Genomic DNA, 19316 nt, shown 5'->3' with positions numbered 1-19316 from the left:
CACCCTTGGATGAAGGGTTATTTAAGCCTTATTCCCCTTACCCAACATACGACTAATCGTGCCATCTTTCTCCACAAACTGATGCTTCAACGCACCCACAATATGCAGGAATAAAGCCAGCATGATCACCTTGGGTGCAAGGCCGTGGAAGGTATGACCAATCTCACTCAACCACTCTATCTTATCTCCGGCTGCGATGAGCTGTATTCCAAAGAACTCCAGTGCTCTGCCACCACCGACTGACATCATGATCCCAGAGACTGGCATCAAAATCGTGGCTATCAACAACACATAATGTACGACCTTAGCCATGGTTTCCTGCCAAAAAGGCGCTTTAGAAATACTGGAGATATGACCTTCTTTAACACGCCATAACACGCGGATAGCGGCAATCAACAGAACCATAAGCCCGATCGATTTATGGTTTGCCATGAGCTCGAATTTGTCCGGACCGTTAGGCAGATCTTCCATGTAAAGACCGATGCCGAGTGCTGCCAGAAAAGGAACAGCGGTTAACCAATGCAACAGAATGGTTTGTATTGAGAGTTTATTATTCATGACTTTTTTAATACTTAATAAGGGGATTTAGAAAGTGTAAATCATGAATAAATCCTTGGTTCAAAGCCAGCGTATGCTATGTAAATGATTGTAAAACAGAGTGCACAATCGCTCCTTATTTTAACGCTTCATCCCATACCGTTATGCCAGTTTACTTTGCTCCAACAGATTCTCCAGAATCGGCGTTAAAATCGTTTCCATCGCCAGTGACATTTTATTACCCGGCACCACAATGGTATTACGACGCGACATAAACGAGTGCTCGATCATTCTCAGTAAAAACGGAAAGTCGATATTGTGTTTGGCTGGCCGTTTAAAACGAATCACTACCTTACTTTCATCAAGCGAAGGAATATCACGTGCAATAAATGGGTTGGAGGTATCCACCATCGGCACGCGCTGGAAGTTGATATCGGTATCCCCGAATTGCGGAGTGATGTAATTCACATAATCCGGCATGCGGCGCAAAATGGTATCCACAACCTGTTGTTCGTTATAACCGCGTTTGGCATGGTCGCGGTGAATCTTCTGAATCCACTCCAGATTGATACTTGGCACTACACCAATCGCCAAGTCTACAAAAGGCCGCAGATCGATATCCTGCTCCGGGTCAGTCACCAAGCCGTGCAAACCTTCGTACAGCATCAGGTCCGTCCCTTTTTCGATATCTTCCCACGGTGTAAAACCGCCGAGTTTCAACGGTACATTCAGGCGCTGGCTATGGCGATTTACATGAGTCTCATTATGGAGATAATAGCGGCGACGTGTGGTTCCGTATTCTCCATATTCCTCAAAGGTTTGCTGCAAGGCTTTGAAGTCATTGGCCTCAGGACCGAAGTGACTATAGTGATCACCGGCAGAGGCTGCGGCTTGTTTAAACTCATCTCGTGTCACGCTATGAAAGCTGTCACCTTCGATGATGACAGGATTCATCGACTCTCTGCGAAAGATATTCACAAAGGCATCACGGACATAAGTCGTACCCGCACCTGACGATCCTGTTACAACAACAATTGGATGTTTGACTGACATGGTACTGACTCTCCGAAAATGGTGCCTACTGTGGAATAGAAGGAATTGTAAACCAGACTCAATTTAGCAGTAAAACAGCACGCAACTCTGAATCATTTAAGTTTTAATGTTATTACGCTTAAAAATAAACCACCCTAAGAAGGCGAATTCAGAATTATCTGCGCATATCAAGTCTCTATCTCTATTTTTTCAAACTGAACAAACTTGACAATTTTTTTTTCACACAATCTGTCACAGCCTGTGGATAACTCTGTTGACAGTGTACTACCGTCTGTACTAATAGCTGATTTATACTACCAATCATCAAATTGCTTAATTTTCAAACCACCCCAATAAACCTATATATATCAATGATATAAATTTAAATACTAACGCATATTAAGCGAAAAATGGGCTATCATGCCATTTGCACTCTGACAAGCGGTATATGTGTATAAGTGGATGCATAATTTCAATGATTCACTTTTTCAAAAAAATAGTTCAGCTAAAATTAAGCAAAAATTAAGCTTTAAGACGACCATGAGCCGAACGGTAGCAGGCTCAAAGTTATCTCTAGTTTACACGGTCACAAATAAGTAAAAAGAAGCCATTTGAATGCTAACTTATTGCTTTGTAAAATATTAAAAATTTACTCACAGTTGTCCACAATACCTGTGGATAACTTTGTGGACTAAAAGCTCATAAGCCCCTCAAAGCCTTTATTTATGGGGCTGTATGCAAAAGGGGGAAACTTTCCCCGAAAACCATTATTCAAATAAATATCAATAACTTAGACGTATTTTCAGTAGCGTATTATGGTTAATATCTGCTATATGAACAAAATATTACGAACTTCGTAATATTGTGAATAAGTCAATATGGCTTGGGGCTTCTGATGAGCACAACATATTGTGTTCGCTATTTGTTGCGCAATGCACATTAACACTTATTCTAAATGAACGCATCAACCCAATTGGTGTACAATGACCTGATTTTTTCAGAGCCAGAATACTAATGAGTCAAATGTCACCCAATCAAGCCGATGCAGGCCGTGTAGGAATGATTAGCTTGGGTTGCCCCAAGGCTTTGGTTGATTCCGAGCGCATCATTACGCAACTCCGCACCGAGGGCTACCAGATAAGCCCGGATTATGAAGGGGCAGATGTTGTGGTTGTGAACACTTGCGGTTTTATTGACTCTGCGGTTGAAGAGTCACTGGATGCCATTGGTGAAGCCCTTCAGGAAAACGGCAAGGTAATCGTAACGGGTTGTTTAGGGGCTGATTCTGAAAAGGTTCTGGAAGCACATCCAGATGTATTAGCGGTCAGCGGCCCTCATGCTTATGAAGAGGTGATGACTGCGGTTCATGATGTGGTCAAGCCACCGCATGACCCTTTTATTGATTTGGTACCACCTCAGGGCATTAAATTAACGCCTAAGCACTACGCCTATCTGAAAATCTCTGAAGGCTGCAACCACCGCTGTTCTTTCTGCATTATCCCGTCGATGCGGGGTGATCTGGTGACTCGTTCGATTGGCGAAGTAATGCAGGAAGCGGAAAATCTGGCAAAGTCTGGTGTTAAAGAGTTATTGGTAGTGTCTCAGGACACTAGTGCTTATGGCTTGGACGTGAAATATCAAACCGGCTTCTGGAATGGCCGCCCGATTAAATCGCATATTCAGCAGTTATCTGAAGCACTCGGCGAGTTGGGTATTTGGGTGCGTCTGCATTATGTATACCCTTACCCGCACGTGGATAAGTTGATTCCACTCATGGCTGAAGGCAAGATTTTGCCGTATCTGGATATTCCTTTCCAGCATGCCAGCCACCGCATTTTAAAGGATATGCGTCGTCCGGCACATGCTGAGAAGGTTTTGGATCGCATCAAGATCTGGCGAGACATCTGCCCGGACATCACCATACGTAGTACCTTTATTACGGGCTTCCCTGGTGAAACCGAAGAGGACTTCCAGACGCTGCTTGATTTCATTCAGGAAGCGAAGCTGAGCCGCGTTGGCTGTTTTACTTATTCTCCGGTTGAGGGGGCGACAGCGAATGACTTGCCAAACCATGTTCCTGAAGATGAAAAACAGGATCGTCTGGAACGCTTTATGGAAGTACAGGCGGATATTAGTGCTGAGATCCTTTCATCACGTATCGGCCAGCGCATGACGGTATTGACCGACGATGTGGCAGAGGATCTGACGATTGCCCGCAGTAAGATGGATGCACCGGAAATTGATGGTGTGGTTTATCTGGAAGGCGAAATGTTGGAACCTGGCCAGTTTGTTGAAGTCGATATTACACATGCGGATGAACATGACCTGTGGGGCAAATTGGTTGAGCCATCCTGATTCATTTGGACTACACTCTGACCAGTGAGGGTGTGGTTTAAACGACATTTTATTGTCAAACTAACGATTATTGTGGCTGATGCAACGGCACACAGTAGTGAACAGAACACCATTATTTACAGGAAAACAATATGAAAAAGACACTGATCGCTGCGTGTGTAGCTTCGGTAATAATGACCGGAAGTGTAATGGCAGAGACAGCAGGCACTAAGCAAATGACTCAGGACGAGCGTCTGAGCTACAGCTTGGGCATGTTGATTGGGGACAGAATTCTTAAAGAATACACCGAAGATATCAACTACTACATTATGTTGGAAGGTATCCGTTCACAGCACAAAGGTGAGCCGACGGTTCTGACAATGGATGAAGCGCATGCGGAGATGCAGGCGAGTGAAGACCGCGCAATGGCCGCAGCTGCAGAAGATGCAATCAAGGCTGGTAAAGCCTATTTAGAAGAAAACAAAGCACGCGAAGGTGTGAGTGTGACGGAAAGCGGTCTTCAGTATGAAGTAATGACTGCTGCTGAAGGTGATAAGCCAAAAGCGACTGATATCGTCAAAGTACACTATAAAGGCACGCTATTGGACGGAACCACCTTTGATAGCTCTTACGAGCGTGGCCAGCCTGCTGAGTTTGGTTTGAATCAGGTTATTCCGGGATGGACTGAAGGGGTTCAGTTAATGAATGTGGGCAGTAAGTACCGCTTCGTTATTCCTTCTGAGTTGGCTTATGGCACACGTGGTGCTGGTGCGAGTATTGGTCCAAGCGAGACATTGATTTTTGAAGTTGAGCTTCTCGAAATCGTAAAGCCTGCTGCTGATGCAGAAGCAGAAGCAGAAGCAACAACTGAAGTAGAACAAGTTAAGTAATTCGTTTATTTAAAGAGGGAATCTGATGCAACGGATTGAAGCACAATCGCCATCGGCTCAGCGTGCCTATGAGTTAGTGAATGCCTTACAGCAGCAGCTAGTGAAACGCATGGAGTTGATCAGTCAGGCCGCTGGAACTAACAGCGCATTTGAACCGGTCGAGTGGTTTCGTGCAGAAGGCCGACACGGTGGTGGTGTACGCTACGTTGCAAATGATGAGGCGGTATTTAATCGCGGCTCTGTCAATGTATCGCAAGTGCAATACGAAGACGATGATATGAAATCACTGGGCTCTGCCACGGCATTGTCCAGCATCATTCACCCGCGCAATCCGCTTGCTCCCTCAGTACATTTACACGTCAGTTGGACGGAGTTGAAGAACGGTCAAGGTTACTGGCGCATTATGGCGGACTTAAACCCTGCCATTGAAAGTCCGGATGCAACCGCGCAATTCCGCCGCTGTTTGGAAGAAGCCGCGCCTGAGCAATTTGCTGAAGCCGAAGCACAGGGAAATCGTTATTTCTTTATCCCTGCCCTCGATCGTCATCGCGGCGTCTGCCATTTTTATCTTGAGAACTATCACACGGCTGATGCCAGTGCTGACATCCAGTTAGCCGAGCGGGTGATTAGTCGGATTATCGATACCTACGCGGATATTCTGAGTCAGGCGATTGATAATAATCCGATGCCCAAGCAGGATGATTTCAAACAGCAACTGGCCTACCACACGCTTTATTTCCTGCAGGTGCTGACACTAGACAGAGGGACCACCTCCGGCCTGCTAATTCATGATCAAAATGATATTGGTATATTGGGATCGCTGCCTGCACAGGTTGATAAGGCATTGCTGGAGTCATGGCTACCTAATATGACTGAACCACAAGATGAGTTATTGAAACGCTTGATTGCCTATACGCCAGATGCTCAGGGTGAGTTAGGTGGTAGTAAGATTGATACTACGGTGAAGCAGTCGCTCGCGATTGAGATTCGTCAGCATTATCAGAAACATCCGGAGGCGTTGGATTTGCAGGCGAGTGCTAATACAGTTCCGCCTACGGTGGCGAATCATCAGTAAGCTTACTGATTTACAGTACACCGATACGAGTGGCGAGTGTAATTCTAAAACAAGCGCCCTGCTCACTCGGCAATAACTCAATCGAGCCATTCCAGGTTTGTAGCAAGGATTGAACAATGCCTAGCCCCAAGCCTGTCCCACCTTTATCGCGCTGTGTGGTAAAGAATGGTGTGAAGATGTTTTCCCGATTGGCTTTGGATATTCCCGAGCCATTGTCTTGCACTATTATTTGGCATTGAGAGTTCTCCTTCTCAACATCAATCATAATTCTGTCAGCACCATGTTGCAGGCTATTTTCGAATAAGTTATTTAACACGGTTTCCAGCGCTACAGGGGCGATATTCAACCGTAAAACTGGAGCGGAATTCTCCCCAGTGCCAGTGCCAGTGCCAGTGCCAGTGCCAGTGCCAGTGCCAGAATAGTGAATCAGCAGTCCACGATCTGCAAAGTTACTCTTCTGCTGTGCCAATATGGGATACAAATCAGTCCGCTCATTAGACGGCTGTAAGGCATCTGCTCGAGCCTGTTCTAATAAGCGATTAACCAGACGGCGCAGGCGTTGCGTATCCTCATATAAATTATCCAAAAAGCGCTGCCGCTGCTCAGCAGGCATATCGTCCGCATGCTCCTGAAGTAATTCCAGTGCACCCTGCATTGAGGTTAATGGCGTTTTAAATTCATGCGATACGTGAGAAGCAAAGCGGTCAATATAAGTGGATCGCTCGTGCAGTGCTTCGGACATTTCCGCAAAGCTTTGTGACAGCTGCGCCAGCTCATAAGTACCAGGCTGATTGATTGCGGTGATGGTGGTTTGCTCGCCCTTGGTTAATAACTGCGTTTGCCCAATCAATTCACGAATCGGACGGGACAAGCGAGAGGAAATAAACAATACCAGTAAGCCAGTGACCAACACCAACATCAACCCAAGCAGCAGTAATTTCCCCCGAATCTGGTACATATGTTTAAGGATATTTTGTGGCGTACGCGACAGATACACGACACCAATCACTTTGCCTTCGTGCTTCACCGGCAGCGCCACAAATACCCGGATTCCCGTGCCCCGACTCAATGAAGCCAATGGCGGTTGAGGTTGATCGGAGATACGTTCACGAATCACCGCGCTATATTGTCCGGCAAGTGCCTGCTTGACCTCCTGCACATGCCGGAGTGACCCACCCAACTCAGTACGCCCCGCAATCACCGTGCCATACTGATCCAGTATGCGCATACCTGCCAAGGTAATGCGTTGGCTAGCCAGTAAAATTGATTGCATGCGGTGGCCTGCCTGCCAGGCATCCTGAGCAATAGCCTGTTTCGCCGGAATCACTTCCTCTCGCCTCGGCAATATGTCGTAACCCGCCAACTCAAGCGTAGGTGTAATGGGCGTGTAATAGGATTGTTGAGTACGCCCCCAATGAGAATTCAAAATCCGGTTACTGGCGTTGTTTGTCGTATTATTATCCGATACATCAGAGGGTGAAGATAGGCTACTTGGCTGCAGTAGCTCCCGATAAGTCGCAGCCATCACCGCTGCCTGAGCAATTAACTGCTCTTCAGTGCGCCTGACCAGCTCATTTTCATAAAAGCGAAACAAAAACACACTGGCAATCGGCAACACCAGCACCGACAGCATCACCACTAATAGAATCGTTCGCAGCCGGAATAACCGACGGCTACGATGGCGGGCATTTATTCGCATGGGGCAAGTTTGTAACCGACACTGTGCAAGGTTTCTATAACGCTTTTGCAGCCAACTGCTGCTAACTTGCTTCGAATGTGGCGAATATGGCTATCAATGGTTCGGTCACTGACATGTATATTAAACTGATAAGCACTACTCATAATGCTGTCACGGGTAAATACGCGTGAAGGTTGCTGCATAAACTGTGCAAGAATCGCAAATTCGGTTGCAGTCAGATGAACACTCTCCTCATTCCACGAAACAGTGTGCTCCTCGGTATTCATTGTCAGCAATCCTTGCCTTAAACAGGAGTCGCTCGTTTCTTCTGGCACCTGTTGCGCTTGTGTTCGCTTGAGAATAGCGTTGATGCGGGCAACTAATTCACGTGGGCTAAATGGCTTGGTCACGTAGTCATCCCCACCAATTTCCAAGCCCAGAATGCGATCAATCTCATCATCACGCGAGGATAAAAACAGAATCGGCACCTCAGATTGTTTGCGGATTTCCCGACAACACGCCAAGCCATCCATCTCTGGCATATTGATATCCAGCACGATTAGATCGCTGGGAGATTTGGTAAATAGATCCAGTGCTTGTTGGCCATTTTCTGCGATGGCAACTGACATTTCAGCTTTTTCCAGTGCAAAGCTAATCACTTCACGAATGTGCGGATCATCATCCACGACCAGTATTTTTTTATGACTCATTGCGGGATACCTCGCAGAAACTTGCCGGGATCGATATAAAAGGTACGTCGCCAAGCCGAGTAATGACTGCTGCGATATTTCCAAAAACGGGGGAATGCACTTTTGATGGTGTAATGAAGATGTGGCGATTTACCCGCAGCGTTTCCTGAAGTGCCTACCTGACCAATGACCTGTCCTGCTGACACCGGCGTAAATGAGGACACTTCGATGCTGTTTAAATGTGCATAATAATGAAATCGCCAATTCGCGCCCAACATATAAACCACCTTTCCGCCTAATCCATAGTTCCCACTATACAACACGATGCCGCTGGTAGTGGCACGAACCGTAGTGCCTATCGGTGCGAATATATCGATGCCTTTGTGCACACCGGAGCGGCCCCACGGGTAATACCAGAATGACTTCGGATTCCAGTCTACCACCGTTGCGCCGTCCACAGGCATGACGCGGGATTCTTTGGGGAGAAAGCCTAGGAGGAATATTAAAATTGCGAGTAAAAACAGTGATTTCATAGGACGAATTGTCCTTGATTCAGATGAAATTACAATGCGATGGCTTTGTTAATTTGGCAGGGATTTTTTGCAGGATTTGTGCAGATCGATATCCGGCATCATAATGATCTACACTGCCTCAGCTATGGCTATTGCCGTCAATAGATTGCTAGTGCTACAGACTAAGTCGCTTACTTAGCAACGTTCTTTGCTACTAATTTAGCCTCTCACCTAGCAGCTCTGCTTCAATCATACCGTCTCAAAAAGTCTCGAACATCCACAAAACTATTACTCATAAATCGCAGTGGCAGCGCAATTCCACCCAACAGCTTTTCATGATCAACACCCGGATATAACTTCATCGTCACTGAATTTCCACTCCTCAACAACGCGTCTCTAAACCGTGTCGTATGGTAAGACGGCACACGCGGATCGGCTAAACCATGCAGCAATAATGCTGGTGGCACACCGCGACGCACATTCAACACAGGCTTAGCACGTTGTGAATTGGCAGTACTAAAAATAGGTGCAACTTCCGAGTCATCCAGCGGTAAATCATAAGGCCCGGACATACCGATAAAGCCTGCTAACCGTGCTTTTATATTACGCTGTTTCAGATATCTCGTGTCAGTCGCCAACAATGCGGCGGTGTGTGCTCCCGAAGAATGCCCCATCAGGATGTATTTGGTGAATGGCTTCGGAAGGCCGATGTCATTGCTATCAACATAGCGGATAGCATCTGCAATATCTTCGACAAATACAGGGAATTTAATCTCGGGAAAGCGGCGATGCTCCGGCACAATCACGGGATGTCCGAGGCTTGTTAATGCCTGAGCAACAAAGACAAAATCTGATTTATTAAACTTCTTTCGCCAAGCACTTCCATAGATATACACGACGGGAATTTTTGGTGACGCGGTCTTTGGTAGGTAGAGATCAAACGATTGCTGTCTGTCACTGCCATAACTCAGTTGTCGTTTGGTGTAACCGTCCGATGGGACAAGCAAGTTGATGGCAGTGGTCTTTTTGACATTGGCACAACCGCTACTCAGCAATGCGAAGGCAAGTATTATCAGAAAAGGCAGGTGTGTGATTCGCAGCTTCATAAGAACGTCCGATGTCTATGTACATCTTTTTTACGACAGCAGGGATCAAATTGGATTCCCTGCTCTGCACTTTTCTATTTTTATGGGCGTTCTTTGTTCAGGACAACCGCCCTTTAAAATCCTCATAACCAAACTGCTTCACAATCTCCAACGCATCCGTCTCAGAATTCCAGACAGCCAAAGCTGGCAAATGCGTGCCATTAAAGGTAGATGTTTTCACCATGGTGTAATGGCTCATGTCTTCAAACATCAAACGCTGCCCAACCTGCAAAGGCTCGCTAAAACTATAATCAGAAATAATATCGCCAGATAAGCAGGTCAAGCCACCCAAACGGTAGGTGTGCGGGTATTCATCAGCCTCACCCGCCCCTGTAATATCAGGCCGATACGGCATCTCTAAAGTATCCGGCATATGGCAAGTTGCTGAAGTATCCAATATCGCCTGATTCACCTGATTCCAGCTAATATCCAACACTTCGCTAACCAATACACCCGTACCAATCGCCACCGCTTCACCCGGCTCCAGATAGACCTGCACATCGTATTTTGCTGAGAACGCTTTGATACGAGCAATCAAGCCATCGCGATCATAATCCGGTGCAGTGATGTGATGCCCACCACCAAAATTCACCCATTTCATTTGTGGCAGTAAATGTCCGAATTTTTCCTCAACTGCGTCTAAGGTACGTGATAATGGGGCGAAGTTCTGTTCGCAAAGCGTATGAAAATGCAAGCCACTAATTCCATCAAGCATCGACTCATCCAACTGCGACAGTGGAATCCCTAAGCGAGAACCCGGTGCGCAAGGATCATAAATGGGTGTTGTGCCTTCGGAGTGCTCGGGATTGATTCGTAAACCAAAATCAATAGGTCGTGACTCCAATGCCTTTTGAATGTGCGGCTGAAATCGCTGCCATTGGGATTGTGAATTAAACACAATGTGATCAGCAAACGTCAGTAATTCGCTTAGATCCGCTTCCGAAAAAGCCGCAGAGAACACATGCACTTCCCCGCCATATTCCTCATGACCCAAACGCGCTTCATGCAAACCACTGGCACAAGTACCACTCAAATAACGAGCAGTCAGTGGTGCTAAATGCCACATGGAAAAGGCTTTTAGGGCAGCCAGTATTTTAGCGCCAGAGGCATCGGCAACACTTTTTAGGATGGTGAGATTACGCTCCACGGCAACCTCATCCACCACAAAGCACGGCGAAGGCAAGCGGGATAAATCCAACTTGCCAAAGTCAGTAAACTGCACTATTAAACTGCCTTGCCTTCAGCCACTTGCGTTTTGCTTGGGTCATCCAAGTCAAACGCATCCAGCTCAATCACTTTCCATGGCAAACCGTATTTGTTCATGTCTTCCATAAACGGATCAGGGTCGAACTGCTCGATATTGTTAACGCCTGCTGCTTTCCACTTACCTTCCAAGATCATTTTCGCACCGATCATAGCGGGCACACCGGTGGTGTACGAAATCGCCTGCGACTGCACCTCTTCATAACAGGCCTGATGATCACAGGTGTTGTATAAATAAATAATGCGCTCCTTACCATCCTTCAGACCACGCACCACACAACCGATACAGGTACGGCCTTTAGTTCTTGGGCCTAAACTGGAAGGATCTGGCAGCATCTGCGCCAGCAACTGAATCGGCACAATCTCTTGCCCATTGTAAGTAATCGGCTCGATGCCCAACATGCCGACATTACCCAATACTTCCAGATGCTTGAGGTAGCTATCACCAAAACTCATCCAGAACTGCGCACGCTTAATAGTAGGGAAATGCTTAGTCAGCGACTCCAGCTCCTCGTGGTACATGCGGTAAATATTGTAAGTGCCGACACCTTCGGGGCAGGCAAAACTAGCCTTTTTCGACATCGCCGGTGTTTCTACAAACTCACCGTTTTCCCAATGACGACATTCCGCGGTAACTTCGCGAATATTGATTTCAGGGTTGAAGTTGGTGGCAAACGGGTAGCCATGATCACCACCATTGACATCAATAATATCCAACTCATGAATCTCATCGAAGTAATGCTTAGCGATGTAGGCCGTAAAAACATTAGTCGCACCGGGATCAAAACCACTACCTAATAATGCCGTCAAACCTGCTTCTTTAAAGCGATCGTGATACGCCCACTGCCAGCTGTATTCAAACTTAGCAGTGTCCAAAGGCTCATAATTTGCCGTATCCATATAATCGATACCCGCTGCTAAGCACGCATCCATAATGGTCAGGTCTTGATAAGGAAGCGCGACATTAATCACCAGAGATGGACGCTCTTTTTCTAACAAGGCAGTCAACTCTGGCACATTATCCGCATCAACTTGTGCCGTGCTAATCGGCCGATCAATTTGATCAGCAATCGCCTGACACTTTGACTCCGTGCGACTGGCCAAAACGATTTCACTAAAAATTTCCGGTAACTGCGCGCATTTATGCGTTACCACACCACCGACACCGCCGGCACCAATAATCATAACTTTAGACATAGCTATACTCCCACATGACGTCTTGGGTATTGACGCCTCTTAACTGTTTTTGAAATGTAGTGAAGCTGGCAAACCTCGTTGATTAGTTCACTTGATTTAGAATGCTTGGAGGAATGTCTTTAATTGATTAAACGTCGGATGACTCCAATCCCAAAGACGTTTATTAAACGTATCGTGAAAACTAGCATTTTCAAACAATGCTGAGTAAGCATATGTCCTACTTTTAGTTGAATTCTTGTACTTATCGCGCGCTCTGTCCGTACTTAAAGACTTTTCTGCTTGTGTAACATAGGTTTCAATTTCAGACTTCATTTCACTTGTTAGTGAGTCCAACAAAAGAGTCTCTAATGCCCCTTTATTCGAACAGTCAGGTGTTATATAGATACCAACGGCAAAGCCTGAATCTGACTTTTTCACTTCACCAGAGTGAGTAGGAACAGAGTCCTGAGGTATTAAATCACTACTCTTGAGATGATGCTCGATGCTCTGAAATGCAGACTGGCTATTTTCATCAGCATCTCTGAATATAGCTAACTTCGTTACCATTTCAAACTCAGGAAAATTAGTTATCTGTTTTAAAAAAGACGGGAATTTCTGCTTCCCTCCGTATTGGAGTACCTGAAATTCGTCTTTTGGCATACCCATCGAATGAGTCAAAGAGTAAAGCATCTCTGCATCGTCTTTGCCTTCTACCAACACGATAAAAGGCTTGCTTATTTCCAGTAGTTTAGGCATTTCAGAACTCATTATCGTAATGGCAAACCAAGATCGAAAGCAGTTTCAATATCTTCTTTATTATGATTGATCGCTACCACCTCACCTTTCCGGTTCTGCAACCGGATGACATTGAGTTCGTAGTTTTCCTGCTCTGACATTGCCTCATGAGCGGCAGCAATACACTCCCGACTGTGTGTTGTCGCGAAAACCTGAACATCATTTTTTACTGCATAATCGATGATAGCTTTCCAAACAGAACCAAGGGCTGAGTAGTGAATACCATTTTCGATTTCATCAGCAATCATAATGTCGGAACCAGAAAGAATCAGGTTTGAAAGCATTTCCATTGATCGAGTGAAACCATGGCCAAATTGAGTAGTAGGAATTTTATAATCTAAATCAACATCAGCATAAACCATTGCATGGTTTGAGGATGGTAGCTTCAGATAATCTAAACCTTTCAAACGAGGTTCAATAACCTGGAGCGAACTTACAAGGCTTTCCTTACCATTTTTTGTATTAGCTAATTGGTTAAATAGATCAACCTGAAACTCATAATTCCCAATTCCTATAGGTAGAATATTGATTTTGTAGGGTGTTTTTTGCAAACTACGTTCTACTGAATCACGGTCATACCTTACATGATCTTCATATCTAACGGCCCTCATTAGATTATCAATGTCAGTGGACCTCAATATCATAGTTAGACTATGATTTCTCTGGGGGTGAAGCCAACTCCAAAAACTGTCTAGTGATGTAGTATAATCACCGTAGCTCATTCTGAAAGTATTTGGCAAAGCCTTAAATTGTTCTTCGTTCCCCCAGAGTGTTACTAAACCTTCCAACAACCCAGTTTTACCTACATTACTGTCACCCACAATCAGATTAATCCGCTGAAGACCATCCATCGTAAAGTCAGTGAAATTACGGTAATTTGAAAAGTGAACTGATTGGACTAAAGGCATGATATCCACACTGAAATTTGGCTATGGGTTGCAGTATAACTCACATTACAAAACAACTCTAAAGATGGTCGCTACCTAGCGCTCAAAATAGGTATAACCCTGTAAACTGTCTCTAAATGCTTTTAACATCTGCTTACGCATGGCAACTGAAATTTTGCCCTGCCTTACTGCTGCTTCCGCTTTCTTACGTAATTGCTCCTGCACCGTATTCGGACTGTATTCCACATAGCTCAATACATCCGAAATACTGTCACCTTCAAACTCACGCTGAAAGTCAAAACTGGCGTCTGCATTAATTTTCACACTCACCACATTGGTATCACCAAATAAGTTGTGTAAATCACCCAATGTTTCCTGATAAGCCCCGACCAAGAACACGCCGAGGTAATATTCTTCATCATCTTTCATCGGGTGCAATGGGATGGTTTTGCTATGACCATCTGGTAGTGCGAAGTTGTCTATTTTACCGTCACAATCGCAAGTGATGTCGGCAATAATGGCATCACGCGTTGGTTTTTCATCCAAACGATGCACCGGCATAATCGGTAATAACTGATCAATCGCCCACACATCCGGCAGTGATTGGAACAAACTGAAGTTGCCGTAATAAATATCGGAGAGCAGTTCTGGCAGATTCTCAAGCTCTGATGGCACTCGACTAATGCTCGGTAATAAAGCCGCAATCTGCCCTAAGATAGCAAGATTGATATTCTCCGCTAAGGCTCGGTCACGCAGGGTCGCATGCCCGCGATGGAACATCTCCCGAACTTCATCGCGGTAGTACAGCGCGTCGTTGTAACACTCCTGAAAGTTCTGACTGGTCACCGTGCCCAATACTGAAAACAGATTCTTCAGTACATCGGGGCAATCATCCGGCAGTTGCTCAGGCAATTTTCTGGGCTTGTGATCGCGTACATCCAAAATATTAAACAACAACATCGACGAGTAAGCCACCGTGGCACGGCCTGATTCTGACACCAAAACAGGATGCGCTATATCCATCTCATCCAAGGTATCACGCACCGTTTCCACGATATTTACGCAATACTCATCCAGCTGATAATTCATACTATGCGTGCTGTTACTGCTACTGCCCTCATAGTCCACGGCCAGTCCGCCACCTAAATCGAGGTAGCCCATTGGCGCACCTTCTGACACAAGGCCGCTATAGAAGCGACAAGCCTCTGCCACACCGGTACGCACGTTTCGGATATTAGGAATTTGCGAGCCTAGATGACTGTGCAGCATTTGCAGACAATGCAACATATTATGGGCTTTCAGCTTCTCCACGACATCTAGCAAAGCAGACGTCGATAAGCCAAAGATAGAGCGATCACCACTGTCTTCCTGCCAATGCCCGTCAACCGTGGTGGATAAGCGCAAGCGCACACCAATCAACGGTTCAATGCCCAGCGCCTGACTGCGTTCGATAATGATGGGTAACTCTGTAGGCGTTTCCAGTACAAAGAAACAGCGCACGCCCATCTGTCTGGCATACAAACCCAACTCTATAAATTCAGCGTCTTTGTAACCATTACAGATAATCAGGCTTTCGGTATCCCGTAGTTGCGACAAAGCAATAATTAGCTCGGCCTTACTACCCGCTTCCAGCCCATGATGATAGTTCTGCCCGAAGTCCGCAATTTCCTCAATAACGTGACATTGCTGATTCACTTTAATCGGAAATACACCACGATAATGATTCTGATACTCTGACTGCCTGATGGCACGGGAGAATGCTTCATTTAGCTGTTGGATACGATAATCCAGCAAGTTTTCAACACGCAGCACACAAGGCATCTCCAGGCCTCGTTCCTGCATTCCCTGCACGATATCGATGATAGGAACCGCTATTGACCTCCCCTCTATATCAACAGTGACCGTCGCATCGCCCTCTGCTGATAAGTCAAAATACCCTGCTCCCCAGTGCCTTACACCATACAGCTCTGCACTTTGCTCAACGGACCAATCCGTTGTCTCTGGCAATTCAGTCATTAAGCAATATTTCCATAAAATAGACTGATAAAACGGCGACCTCAGCTCGCCCCTTCGCATCTGAATGCACTGTGGATTGTATCACCAAATATTTGGGATTCCGTATACAAGAAATAAGGTCAGTAACTTATTTTTCTTATTGTTAATTAGCGGATAGCATGATTTGTCTTCTATACTAAATTAACGATAACTGTCAGGTGGGAGCTTATGAAACAACTAACAACGATAATGATGGCTCTTGTTCTGAGCGTATCGTTTATCCACAGCGCTGCTTATGCTGAAGATAATGAAGCCTTTGCCGTTAAACCAAATCGCGGCTTGAATGCTGTGCAACACCGCCAACTCGATACCCTGTTTGACTCCTTACGCCACGCCAAAAGCGAGGTTGAAGCACTCAGTCACGAGCGTGAAATCTGGCGTATCTGGATTGCCCCTGAAGATAAGACACTACGCAAACTGATGGACGCTGCAATTGATAAAGTACGTAATGCAGAATATGAGGTCTCGGTTGAAATGTTTGATGACATTATCGAGCGCTACCCAAAATATGCCGAAGTGTGGAATCAACGCGCATTGGCACACTTTCAGTTACGTAACTTTGAAGCCTCACTGAAAGACATCGCTACCACACTGAAGCTGGAACCACGCCACTTCGGTGCGTTGTCAGGAAGAGGTGTAATTCATTTGGAACAAGGTGAAACCAAGCTTGCGAAACAAGCGATATTACGGGCGATGCGATATCACCCGTATATCAGCAGCCGTCGTTTATTACAGGATATTCCACTGATAGAAGCAAACGACGGCCCATTTATCTAAAGCTGGATGACCAGCAGGTGGGTTTATTACGCCTCAGCCAGTGCCATTTCTACGTAGTATTCACGTAGTTTTTTTGCAACCGGTCCAGGCTTACCATCACCAATCTGCTTGCCGTCAATCTTCACCACACCTTGCACAAACATGGTTGCTGATGTGACAAACGCCTCAGCAGCCTCATAACACTCTTCGACAGAGAATAGGCGCTCTTCGATGTTGTAATCATGCTCTTTAGCCAAGGCCAATACAGCACGACGGGTTATGCCATTCAGAATCTGATTCCCTACATAGCGCGTCACAATCGTTCCGTCTTTAGTGACGATATAGGCATTGTTTGAACTACCCTCAGTGACCGAACCATCTTCTACTAACCAAGCGTCATCAGCACCCGCAGCTTTCGCCTGCATCTTTGCCATACACGGCGCCAGCAAACCCACTGTTTTAATATCACGTCGTGCCCAGCGAATATCTTCAACTGTAATGACTGAGATACCAGTTTCAGCAATTGGATTATCGATAACGTTCTTTTTCTGAGTAAACAAAACCAGGCTCGGCTTTGGCTCTTTAGGGTATGCAAAATCACGATCCGCAGGGCCACGCGTCACTTGCAGATATATCAACCCTTCATCAAGATCATTATTCTCAATCAGCTGCTTTTGAATCGCTTCAATTTCTTCATTCGTCGCAGGTGCCGGCATATCCAGCTCATTCATAGAACGCTGCAAACGCACCATGTGCCCTTCGTTATCAATTAACTTGCCACGAATCACTGAGGAAACCTCGTAGACACCATCGGCAAACATAAAACCACGATCAAACACGGATACCTTTGCGTCCTCTTCAGGAACAAACTCACCGTTCACATACACTATTCTGCTCATAAAAATACCCTCAGTCGAATTAGACAAATGTAACGGCAGATGCTTGTGGTAGCAACTAGGAAAAACTACAGACCGTTGATAGCAAATGATGATCCATCTGTTAGTGAATAGAAAAACATCAGGGCCTGATTCGATTAATGTAAAAACTAACCGCCAATAAAAGCAGTAACTAACAATACCATATCAAATAACAACAAATAGCGATTTATTCAAAGTAAGTTCACCTCGAAGCATTGCTATAAGACCAGTTGAAATCTAATTCTGGAGCCAGCTAAAACGGTGGTGTCCGGGACAATAAAAAACCCGCCGGAAACAATCATTCCCGACGGGTTTGGCTGCTAAGTCATATTCGATAATATCGTCTATCTTGCATTGCTTGTTAGCAATGACTCAGCTTTATGGTCAACGCCTGATTTACTTAGGTAATTTGCCCTGTACACCTTCAACATACCAGTCCATGCCTAGCAGTGCGCCATCTTCCAATGTCTCACCTTCTTTGACCACAACCTCACCTTCCTGGTTTTTGATTGGGCCAGCGAATGGATGAAGTGTTCCGTCGACAATACCCGCTTTCACTTCATCAGCTGCTTTCTGTACGTCTTCTGGGACTAATTCACTGTAGTCTGACATGTGAACCATGCCCGCTTTAATACCATCCCATGTATCCATAGACTCCCATGTACCATCCATAGCCGCTTTAGTACGCGCAATGTAGTAAGGACCCCAGTCATCAACAATCGCAGTTAACTGTGCTTTTGGTGCAAATGCCGACATATCAGATGCCTGACCAAAACCAAGTACGCCGCGCTTCTCAGCAACCTGCAGCGGTGCTGGTGAGTCAGTGTGTTGTGTGATGATATCTGCACCCTGATCGATCAATGCTTTTGCTGCATCCCCTTCTTTGCCCGGATCATACCAAGAGTTCACCCAGATCACTTTTACTTCAGCTTTCGGGTTTACTTTGCGCATGGCGATCGTGAATGCGTTAATGCCACGCACAACCTCAGGAATCGGCATAGACGCAATGTAGCCCACCACATTACTCTTAGTCATGTGACCTGCAATCGTTCCAAGGATAGCGCGACCTTCATAAAAACGGCCTGAGTAAGTACTTACATTATCAGCACGCTTATAGCCCGTTGCATGCTCAAATTTAACCTTTGGGAACTGCTTGGCAACCTTCAGTGTCGGGTTCATATAACCGAATGACGTCGTGAAAATCAGATCATGGCCACTACTGGCTAATTTACGAATAACACGCTCAGCATCCGCGCCTTCTGCCACACTTTCAACAAACGTCGTGCTGACACCTTCCAGTTCCTCAATCGCCTTACGGCCTTCATCATGGCGGTATGTCCAGCCGTGATCCCCCGTTGGGCCAACATAAACAAAACCTACTTTCAGGTCATCTGCATTGGCAGACACAGCGGCAAAAGCCAGCCCTGTCGATAGCAATGCCGTACTCAGCGTACGCTTTAGCTTGGTGGTTGATATCATCCTTCGCATCTCCTTTAACGGTTGTATCAAAATATTGACGAGCCGATTATTACATGAATATTAGAAATACCCAATGCTTTGCGGTTTGAGTATTGA

Annotated in this window: 17 protein-coding genes; 4 read left to right on the top strand and 13 right to left on the bottom strand. The window is 45.8% G+C overall.

Features of this window, described 5'->3' with window-relative positions:
* Window positions 1–21: 21 nt before the first annotated feature.
* Window positions 22–558 carry a cytochrome b gene (locus tag DKW60_RS11870; protein ID WP_109837868.1) on the bottom strand — a complete coding sequence of 179 codons (537 nt, stop codon included), beginning with the start codon at window positions 556–558 and terminating at the stop codon, window positions 22–24.
* A gap of 141 nt (window positions 559–699) precedes the next feature.
* Window positions 700–1590, bottom strand: coding sequence for a phosphoribulokinase (locus tag DKW60_RS11865; protein WP_109837867.1), 891 nt, complete (start codon window positions 1588–1590; stop codon window positions 700–702).
* 993 nt (window positions 1591–2583) lie between these two features.
* Between DKW60_RS11865 and rimO the strand changes: the two genes are divergently transcribed.
* The 3 genes from rimO (at window position 2584) to DKW60_RS11850 (ending at window position 5868) form a co-directional block, all read left to right on the top strand.
* A complete protein-coding gene (gene rimO, locus DKW60_RS11860) occupies window positions 2584–3924 on the top strand; it encodes a 30S ribosomal protein S12 methylthiotransferase RimO (RefSeq protein WP_109837866.1) in 1341 nt (446 codons plus the stop codon).
* Between the two features lie 131 nt (window positions 3925–4055).
* Window positions 4056–4793 carry an FKBP-type peptidyl-prolyl cis-trans isomerase gene (locus DKW60_RS24520; protein ID WP_109837865.1) on the top strand — a complete coding sequence of 246 codons (738 nt, stop codon included), beginning with the start codon at window positions 4056–4058 and terminating at the stop codon, window positions 4791–4793.
* Between the two features lie 25 nt (window positions 4794–4818).
* Window positions 4819–5868: a coproporphyrinogen III oxidase gene (locus DKW60_RS11850; RefSeq protein ID WP_109837864.1), complete on the top strand. Its 1050-nt coding sequence runs from the start codon at window positions 4819–4821 to the stop codon at window positions 5866–5868.
* A gap of 10 nt (window positions 5869–5878) precedes the next feature.
* Here DKW60_RS11850 and DKW60_RS11845 read toward each other — a convergent pair whose 3' ends face one another.
* The 9 genes from DKW60_RS11845 to speA all read right to left on the bottom strand — a co-directional run bounded on the left by DKW60_RS11845 (window position 5879) and on the right by speA (window position 16029).
* A complete protein-coding gene (locus DKW60_RS11845) occupies window positions 5879–7567 on the bottom strand; it encodes a sensor histidine kinase (RefSeq protein ID WP_109837863.1) in 1689 nt (562 codons plus the stop codon).
* Window positions 7558–8256 carry a response regulator transcription factor gene (locus DKW60_RS11840; protein WP_109837862.1) on the bottom strand — a complete coding sequence of 233 codons (699 nt, stop codon included), beginning with the start codon at window positions 8254–8256 and terminating at the stop codon, window positions 7558–7560. The genes DKW60_RS11845 and DKW60_RS11840 overlap by 10 nt, the downstream gene beginning before the upstream one ends.
* Window positions 8253–8768 carry a M23 family metallopeptidase gene (locus tag DKW60_RS11835; RefSeq protein ID WP_109837861.1) on the bottom strand — a complete coding sequence of 172 codons (516 nt, stop codon included), beginning with the start codon at window positions 8766–8768 and terminating at the stop codon, window positions 8253–8255. The genes DKW60_RS11840 and DKW60_RS11835 overlap by 4 nt, the downstream gene beginning before the upstream one ends.
* Before the next feature lie 224 nt (window positions 8769–8992).
* Entirely contained in the window at window positions 8993–9853 is an 861-nt protein-coding gene (locus tag DKW60_RS11830) for an alpha/beta hydrolase (RefSeq protein ID WP_109837860.1), read from the bottom strand.
* 97 nt (window positions 9854–9950) lie between these two features.
* Entirely contained in the window at window positions 9951–11114 is a 1164-nt protein-coding gene (nspC, locus tag DKW60_RS11825) for a carboxynorspermidine decarboxylase (RefSeq protein ID WP_109837859.1), read from the bottom strand.
* A gap of 2 nt (window positions 11115–11116) precedes the next feature.
* Window positions 11117–12352, bottom strand: a complete 1236-nt coding sequence (locus tag DKW60_RS11820; RefSeq protein ID WP_109837858.1) for a saccharopine dehydrogenase family protein — start codon at window positions 12350–12352, stop codon at window positions 11117–11119.
* A gap of 96 nt (window positions 12353–12448) precedes the next feature.
* Window positions 12449–13087 carry a DUF3226 domain-containing protein gene (locus DKW60_RS11815; protein WP_109837857.1) on the bottom strand — a complete coding sequence of 213 codons (639 nt, stop codon included), beginning with the start codon at window positions 13085–13087 and terminating at the stop codon, window positions 12449–12451.
* 11 nt (window positions 13088–13098) lie between these two features.
* The gene (locus DKW60_RS11810; RefSeq protein ID WP_109837856.1) at window positions 13099–14034 is read right to left on the bottom strand and encodes an AAA family ATPase; all 936 of its coding nucleotides are present in this window, start codon (window positions 14032–14034) and stop codon (window positions 13099–13101) included.
* A gap of 75 nt (window positions 14035–14109) precedes the next feature.
* The gene (speA, locus tag DKW60_RS11805; RefSeq protein ID WP_109837855.1) at window positions 14110–16029 is read right to left on the bottom strand and encodes a biosynthetic arginine decarboxylase; all 1920 of its coding nucleotides are present in this window, start codon (window positions 16027–16029) and stop codon (window positions 14110–14112) included.
* Between the two features lie 207 nt (window positions 16030–16236).
* Between speA and DKW60_RS11800 the strand changes: the two genes are divergently transcribed.
* The gene (locus DKW60_RS11800; protein ID WP_109837854.1) at window positions 16237–16845 is read left to right on the top strand and encodes a tetratricopeptide repeat protein; all 609 of its coding nucleotides are present in this window, start codon (window positions 16237–16239) and stop codon (window positions 16843–16845) included.
* A gap of 26 nt (window positions 16846–16871) precedes the next feature.
* On the opposite strand, the gene DKW60_RS11795 is transcribed toward DKW60_RS11800, so the two are convergent.
* On the bottom strand, window positions 16872–17723 hold the full coding sequence (locus tag DKW60_RS11795; RefSeq protein WP_109837853.1) for a D-amino-acid transaminase: 852 nt from the start codon (window positions 17721–17723) through the stop codon (window positions 16872–16874).
* A 414-nt stretch (window positions 17724–18137) separates the two neighbouring features.
* Window positions 18138–19220 carry a BMP family ABC transporter substrate-binding protein gene (locus DKW60_RS11790; protein ID WP_109837852.1) on the bottom strand — a complete coding sequence of 361 codons (1083 nt, stop codon included), beginning with the start codon at window positions 19218–19220 and terminating at the stop codon, window positions 18138–18140.
* Window positions 19221–19316: the final 96 nt, after the last annotated feature.

The sequence above is a fragment of the Leucothrix pacifica genome, assembly GCF_003172875.1.
GTDB lineage: Bacteria > Pseudomonadota > Gammaproteobacteria > Thiotrichales > Thiotrichaceae > Leucothrix > Leucothrix pacifica.
The sequence above is the reverse complement of the archived record's forward strand: the minus strand, read 5'-3'. Positions and strand labels throughout refer to the sequence as shown.